Source organism: Candidatus Methylomirabilis sp. (assembly GCA_036000645.1).
GTDB lineage: Bacteria > Methylomirabilota > Methylomirabilia > Methylomirabilales > JACPAU01 > JACPAU01.
Genome location: DASYVA010000202.1, coordinates 1 through 4,402 on the forward strand (window position 1 = coordinate 1; position 4,402 = coordinate 4,402).

The window sequence follows — 4,402 nt, forward strand, 5'->3', positions numbered from 1 at the left end:
TGCGGCCGAACAACCAGCTGGTGCTGATCGACTTCGGGGCCAGCGGCGCCTTCACGGCCCAGGAGCGCGTCATCTGGAGACGGATCCTCTACGCCCAGAGCCAGGAGGACGTGGGGATGATGACGCAGGCCGCCATGGCGCTGATGGAGCCCCTCCCGCCCATCGACGTCGACGTCTTCGCCAAGAAGCTGGAGTCCGTCTTCTGGCAGGACCTGTACGCGATCAAGAGCCGCCATTCCCCCTGGTACGAGAGGACCACTGCGAACCTGTGGATCGGCTTCCTGAAGCTCGCCCGGGAGTACAACGTGCCGATGAACATCAACACGCTCCGGATGATCCGCGTGTCGATGCTGGCGGACACGATCGCCCTCCGGCTGGATCCCACCATCGACCACTACCGCGAGTACCGGAAGTACCTCAGGGGGGCGGGGAAGCGCGCCCGCAAGCGCCTGCGGAAGCGCCTTCAGGACACCTTCTCGGACACCGAGATGATCTCCTGGGAGCAGGCCCTTCAGACGTTCAGCGGCCTCATGTACCGCCTCCAGAGGAACGTCGACTCCACCTTCGTCCAGTACGCGAAGCTGCAGGGCAAGGCGGCTTTCGGCCTCACCACCGTCTTCGGCGGGGTCCTCTTCAGCGTGGTGGCGACCGGCGTCATACTGATCGGAGTGGGTACGTACACCCACCTGGTGCCGGGGGCCACGCCTCGGGGACCGTGGGAGGCCCTCATCGAGCACGTGTTGCCCAGCGGGTTCTTCCAGGCCTTTCTGGCCCTGGTCTTCCTCGCCACCACGCGCCGGTTGCTCTTCCGCCTGGGGGACAAGGACAGATAGGCGGGCTCCATTCTTCGCGCACGCCGGCCCTACCGGCCGACGAGGCGCGAGAGCAGGCGGAGCTTCCGGCGGCCCTCCCGCGGGCGCACGAGGACGGCGTACATGCAGGGCAGGATCAGCAGGACGAGGATGGTCGAGGTGCCGAGGCCCCAGGCCATGGCCGTGGAGAGGGGAGCCCACAGGCTGCCCCCCCAGATCATGGGCGGGATCAGCCCCACCACGTCCGTCACGCTGGTGAGGATCACCGGGCGCATGCGCCGGCGTCCCGCCAGGAGCAGGGACTCGTACATCCCCTTGCCCCCCTCCCTCTGGAGGTAGTTGGCGTAGTCGCACAGCACGATGGCGTCGGTGATCACTACCCCGCTCTGGCCCACTATCCCGATGAAGGCCATGAAGCCGAAGGGGTATCCCATCACCCACAGCCCCAGCACCGACCCCACGACCCCCAGGGGGATGGTGAGGATGATGACGATGGGCTGGACGAAGGAGTTGAACTCGAGGGCCAGGATGGCATAGATGAGCAGGAAGCCCACGATCATGGCTCGCCCCAGTGCGGCGAAGGCCTCGTCCCGCTCCTCGCTCTCGCCGCCCAGGGTCAGGTCGTAGCCGAGGGGCAGCGAGAGGCCGGCACGGGCGGGGGCACGCGCCGGGGTGCCCAGACCGAGGAGCCCCTTCACGCGATCGACCAGGCCCGGCGAGGGCTTGGCCTGCGCCGGGCCCTGCAGGCGCTCCCGCACGTCCCGCACGGCGTCGATCACGAGCCTCCCGCTCACGTCTGCCTGGACGATCACGCTGCGGCGGCCGTCGCGGCGGCCGATCCGGGCGAAGTCCTGCTCCTGGCGCACCTCGGCCACCTCGCCGAAGGGCACCATGGCGCCGGTCTGTGAAGGCACGTAGAGCCGGGTGAGGTCCGAGATCTCCTTGAAGGTGCCCTTCTTGACGCGGACCACCAGGGGCATCTCCTCCTTGGCGCCGCGGAACGTGCTGGCCGTCTCGCCGTTGAGGGCCATGAGCAGCGTGCGGGCGAAGGAGAGGGTGTCCACGCCGAGGCGGCCGGCCTTCTCCCGGTCGAACTTCATGGAGAGGCGGGGGATCCGGTCGCCCAGGGTGTCCCGCAGGTCCACCACGCCGGGCACGTCCTGGATCCGATCCTTCACCTGCCGGGCCAGGTCCGCCAGGACCTGGAGGTCGTCCCCCGCGATGCGGATCTGGATGGCGGCGCCGGCCTGGGGTCCTTGTTGCAGGACCTTGGTCTGGACGGTGGCACCCGAGACCTGGCGCAGGCGCTCCTGGAGCCCGTCCACGTAGGCATCAGTCGACCCCTCGAAGGAGTCCTTGAGGTTCACCACGAGCTGGGCGTAACTGGGGTTCTCGTCCTCCGGCTCCTCGCTGTAGTAGACGCGGGGGCTTCCCCGGCCGATGTTGGCGGTGAAGTCGCGGATCTGCTCTTCCTTGCCCAGGAGGTCCTCCACCTGGCGCACCACCCCGTCCGTGGTGTCGATGTTGGCGTCGGTGGGGAGCCTGACGTGGATGAGGAACAGCTTCTTGTCCGCCTTGGGGAAATACTCGATCCCGAGCTTGGGGATGGCCCAGAGGGCGATGATGAAGGCCAGCACGGCGGGGCCCAGGGTCAGGAACTTGTGGCGCAGGGAGAACTTGGCGATGCCGGTGTAGAAGTCGAGGAGGCGGGACTGTCTGTCCTCCCCCCCGTCCTTCTTCCCGTGGTGGGACTCCGGCCAGCGCTTCCACATCGCGTAGCACAGCAGCGGCACCACGGTGACGGCCACGAACAGGGAGGCCAGGAGCGAGTAGACGACCGCCACCGGCATGCTGAACAGGAAGTCGCCGATGATCCCGGTGAGGTAGAGCATGGGCAGGAAGGCGGCGATGGTGGTGAAGGTGGCGGAGGCTATGGGCCAGGCGACCTCGCCGACGCCCTTGGACACCGCGCTGACCAGCGACTCCCCCTCCTCCAGCTTGCCCTCGACGGCCTCCACCACGACCAGGCTGGCGTCCACCACCAGGCCCAGGGCCAGGACCAGGCCGAAGATCGACATCTGGTGGAGGTCGATGGAGGTGGCGTACATGATGCTGAACGTGATGAGGACCGAGAGCGGGATGGACACGGACACCACGAGGGCCTGGCGCAGCCCCAGGAAGAACCATACCGAACAGATGACCAGCAGGCCTCCGCTCCAGGCGTTGCTCCCCAGGTCGCCCAGGAGCTGGGCCACGCTCTGGCCGCGGTCGTTGATGGTCATCACCTCCATGCCCGGGGGGAGGATCTTCCGCATCTCGTCGACCTTCTCCCGCACCCGCTCCGACACCCAGATCGTGTTGGTCTTCTCCTTCTTGCGGACCGTGAGGAGCACGGCGGGCTTGCGGTCGGTGCGGACGATGTAGCGGAAGTCCTCGAACCCCTCGCTGACCTCCGCCACGTCCCGCAGGTGGATCACCGAATCGCCGACGGCCCCGATCACGGTGCTGCCGACGGATTCCGGAGTGTCGAACTCGTTGGGAGTGCGGAGGAGGTACCGCCGGGTCCCCACGTCGAGTTTGCCCGCCGGGATGCCGGCGTTCTCCAGGGTGAGGACGTCGCGCATCCGGGTCAGCGGGATCCGGACCTGGGAGAGGCGCTCGTTGTCGACGTTCACCAGGAGCTGGCGCTCGGGCAGGCCCTCTACCTGGACGGCCGCCACGTCCTCGACCAGGGCCAGGGTCTTGCGGAGGGTCTCGGACCAGTCCTCGAGAAGCCGGTAGTCGGGGGGCCCGGTGAGGGACACGATGCTCACGGGGATGAAGGCGGTGTTGAGGACGATGACGATCGGCTCCTTCACCCCCTGGGGCAGGTCCTTGGTCGAGTCGCGGACCTTCTCCCGGATGTCCTTCACGACGTCCGTGGGGACCGCGTCGTCGGAGATCCGGATCTTGATCAGGGACAGGCCGGCGTAGGACGTGGACTCGATGGTGCGGATGCCCTCCAGCTCGTCGATGGCATCCTCCAGGCGCCGGGTCACCTGGGTCTCCACCTCCCGCGCCTCCACGCCCGGGTACAGGGTGATGATCCGCGACTCCGTGGAGTCGAACTCCGGGTCTTCGGTGCGGGGGAGGAGGATGAAGGAGGTGATCCCGTGGGCCAGGATGGCCAGGACGACCAGGATGTAGAGCCGGTAGTAGCGGACGAGGGAGCCGCCGAACCCGGAAGGTGGTTCCGTGGGAGGGGGCGGCGAGCCCTGAGCTTTCGTGGTCATCTGGCGGGTGTCACGCCCCGTCGCGCGCCGGGGCGCTGGCCACGCTGGCGGGGACCTCGTCGGGCGTGGCGGCGGCCAGGGCGGGGGCGGCCGAGGGGGCGGCGGCCCGGCGGTTCGCCTCCCGGTAGGGGGCGAGGTGGAGGGCGATTCCCCGGACTCCGCAGACCAGGCAGAGACCGAAGAAGGGAGCAAAGGTGACGTGGAGGGAGAGGAGAAGGCCGTAGGCCGCGGCCACGCTGGCGCCGAAGAGGGCCTGCCGGCGGGGCGCGGAGGGCGTGGTGCCGGGATCGGGGACCATGTAGAAGGTGAAGAGGAGGA

The 4,402-nt window shown here is 68.3% G+C and carries 3 protein-coding genes; 1 reads left to right on the top strand and 2 read right to left on the bottom strand.

Annotated features, from left to right (window positions below; genetic code table 11):
* A partial coding sequence (locus VGT06_11375) for a hypothetical protein (GenBank protein HEV8663723.1) occupies positions 1-833 on the top strand: 833 nt, incomplete at its 5' end.
* A 29-nt stretch (positions 834-862) separates the two neighbouring features.
* Here VGT06_11375 and VGT06_11380 read toward each other — a convergent pair.
* Together VGT06_11380 and VGT06_11385 are read right to left on the bottom strand one after the other, a co-directional pair.
* Complete coding sequence (locus VGT06_11380) at positions 863-4,084, bottom strand: efflux RND transporter permease subunit (GenBank protein ID HEV8663724.1); 3,222 nt, start codon at positions 4,082-4,084, stop codon at positions 863-865.
* A gap of 10 nt (positions 4,085-4,094) precedes the next feature.
* A partial coding sequence (locus VGT06_11385; GenBank protein ID HEV8663725.1) for an enediyne biosynthesis protein UnbU occupies positions 4,095-4,402 on the bottom strand: 308 nt, incomplete at its 5' end.